The sequence below is a fragment of the Allobosea sp. CER48 genome, from assembly GCF_044752385.1.
In the GTDB taxonomy this organism is placed as follows: Bacteria; Pseudomonadota; Alphaproteobacteria; order Rhizobiales; family Beijerinckiaceae; genus Allobosea.
On record NZ_JBIWYK010000394.1, the window covers coordinates 1 to 2,957 of the forward strand.

The 2,957-nt window shown below is 68.9% G+C and carries 2 protein-coding genes; both read left to right on the forward strand.

Translation table 11 applies throughout. From position 1 onward, the window contains the following. Nucleotides 1-2,412, forward strand: a 2,412-nt coding sequence (locus ACIPIA_RS13410) for a DUF3772 domain-containing protein (protein ID WP_400510263.1), incomplete at its 5' end; no start/stop codon positions are given. 4 nt (nucleotides 2,413-2,416) lie between these two features. Next, nucleotides 2,417-2,941 (forward strand): CAP domain-containing protein, encoded by a 525-nt coding sequence (locus ACIPIA_RS13415; protein ID WP_400510264.1) that lies wholly within the window; start codon nucleotides 2,417-2,419, stop codon nucleotides 2,939-2,941. Nucleotides 2,942-2,957: the final 16 nt, after the last annotated feature.

Below are 2,957 nucleotides of genomic sequence, written 5' to 3' on the forward strand. Positions count from 1 at the left end.
GATGCCGAGCTGCAACGGCAGCGCATCCGGCTGCAGCCCTCGCTCGACCAGCTGCGCACGATCATCGACGAGCAGACGCCGCGCGTAGACCAAGCCAAGCTCCGGCTCGATCAGCTCGGGGCGAAGCCCGAAGCCAATGCGCCGGCCGAGAGTGCCGAGATCACGCGTGACCGCGAGACACGGGCCAAGGCCTATGCCGATGCCGACGAGACGCTGAAGATCGCCAAGGCTTCGCTACTCCAGGCCGAGCAGCTGCAAAGTGCGATCGGCGACAAGCGCCGCGAGATCTTCGCGAAGACGCTGTTCGCCGCAGGTCCCTCCGTTGCCAATCCCGAGGTCTGGGGCAACGCGATCGCCACGGCGCCGGAGGATCTGCGGGCCTCCGGCTATATCTTCGGCGGCTGGCTGGAAGGGGTGAAGGACGCTTTCTCGGGCACCCGCGGCGGCGTCGTCGCACTGGCCTTCATCGCCGCGGTCCTGCTCTATGTCGCCCGGGCGCGCTATCTGCCGCGCTTCAAGGCGCGCTACAGCGACCTGCAGGATGCGGGCAGCCTGCACTGCCTGTATGTCGCGCTCGCCCATATCGTCGCGGGCGCGGCGCCGCCCGTGCTGGCGAGCTGGCTGTTCTACAAGGCGCTGAGCACGACGGGCCTCCTGCCGCCGCGCATCCAGCCCGTGATCTGGGCCGTCGTCGTCGGCCTCGCCTTCTTCGCTTTCGTCCAGGCGCTGGCCGATGCGCTGTTCGCGCCGTCCTCGCCGCAGCGTCGCCTCGTCCGCGTCCTCGATCCGACCGCGCGCAGCGTCGTCTGGATCGCATCCTCGCTGGCTCTCGTCATGTCGGTCGGCAAGGTCTTCGAGGCCTGGCTGCAGGCGATCGCAGCCGGCCTCGCGATATCGATCATCGTCAAGGCATTCTTCGCCATTCTCTTCGCTCTGACGCTGATCGCGGGACTCTACCAGATCCGCGACGACGACGAGGTCGAGCAGGAGGCCTGCCTCGGCCCCTATGTGCCGGTGGACGGCGCCAGTCTCGGTCCGGTCCGCATCCTCGGCTGGGTGATCGGCTTCGCGATCATCGCCTCGGCGCTCAGCGGCTATGTCGTCTTCGCCGCCTTCCTGGCGGAGCAGACGATCTGGATCGGCATCGTCGCCTGCCTCTTCCTGCTTGTCTTCCAGTTCATCGACCTCGGCGTACCCCGGCTGCTCACCGGCAAGGGGCGCTTCGCCCTGACGCTCAAGGCCGGCATGGGGTTGCGCAGCACCACGCTGGACAAGGTCGCGGTGATCGCCGTCGGTGCGCTGAAGCTGCTGCTGATCGTGGTCACCGTTCTCATGGTGCTCGCGCCCTGGGGGCTGGAGTCGACGGATTTCCTGGTCTCGCTACGTGCCGCCTTTTTCGGCTTCCAGGTCGGTGGCGTGACGATCTCGCTCTCGACCATCGTCGTCTTCGCCTTCGTCTTCGGGCTCGGCATCGCGGCGACGCGGGCACTGCAGCGCTGGCTCGACAACCAGTTCCTGCCGACGACGGCGCTCGATCCCGGCCTGCGCAACTCGATCACCACCGCCGCGGGATATGTCGGCTACATCGGCGCGGTGGCGATCGCGGTCTCGGCGGTGGGGCTGAGCCTCGAGCGCCTGACGCTGGTCGCCTCGGCGCTCTCCGTCGGTATCGGTTTCGGCCTGCAGTCGGTGGTGTCGAACTTCGTCTCGGGCCTGATCCTGCTCTGGGAACGGCCGATCCGCGTCGGCGACCAGGTGCTGGTCGGCGACATCGAGGGCATCGTCAAGCGCATCAATGTCCGCTCGACGGAGATCGCGACCTTCGACCGCTCGACGGTGATCGTTCCGAACTCGAACCTGATCTCCGGCGTGGTGCGCAATCGCGTCCGCAATGACCGGACGGGGCGCGTGCTGATCGCGCTCTCGGTGCCGCGGACGCTCGAAGCCGGTCAGGTGCGGGCGATGCTGTCCGAGGTCGCCGCGAACCACGGCGACGTGATGCAGAAGCCGCCGCCGGCGGTGCAGTTCAAGAAGCTCGGTACCACGACGATGGACTTCGAGCTGGTCTGCGTCGTCGGCGATGTCGAGATCGTCGGGCGCGTCACCAGCGACCTCAACTTCGCCATTCACAAGCGCCTCGCCGAGCTTGAGCCGGCCGCCGACACGCCGGAGCTGATGGTGCGCGGGCTGGAAGGCGTGGAGCACTCCCTCGACAGCATCGCCGCGGCGGTGGGGCGAGGCGAGGCCCGCGGGCGCGCGAAGCGGCAGACGGCGAAGCCCGCGCCCACCGCGGCTGCGCGCCGTTCGCGCAAGCCAGTCGAGGACGAGGACACCGAGGGGGCGGAGGCCGAGGCGGCGAAGCCCGCTTCCGCGCCGGTTCTCGAGCCCGCCAAGGACGACAGCAAGGAATGATCGGATGTCCAGCTTTCTGCGCCGCGCCGCGGGTCCACGCGCGATGACCTGCCCTGCCGTGCTGGTGGGCGCGCTCGCTCTTCTCGGCGCCGCCGGTTGCACCGAACCGCAGCGCCAGGGCCAGCCTGCCTTCTATCGCGATCTCGGCTCGGCCTCGGCGCAGGTCGACGCCGAGCAGGCGCGGGCCATGATCTCCGCCTATCGCCTCAATGCCGGGCTCGGCACGTTGACGCTCGACCCCGAGCTGGTCGAGGCGGCGCAGCGCGAGGCGGCGGCGATGGCTGCGTCCGACAAGCCGGTGCAGGCCGATGCGGTGAAGGCGCGTCTCGCCAAGCAGGGGCAGCCCGGCGCCGAGGCCAATCTCTCGGCCGGCTATCGCCGCCTCGCGGAAGCGTTTTCGGGCTGGCGAGATTCGCCCCAGCACGACCGCGTGATGAAGGATGCCAGGGCCAAGCGCATGGGAATCGCGACAGCCTACGCGCCGGGTTCGAAGTACCAGGTCTACTGGGCACTGATCGTCGCGCCGTGACCGGCCGCAACGGGTC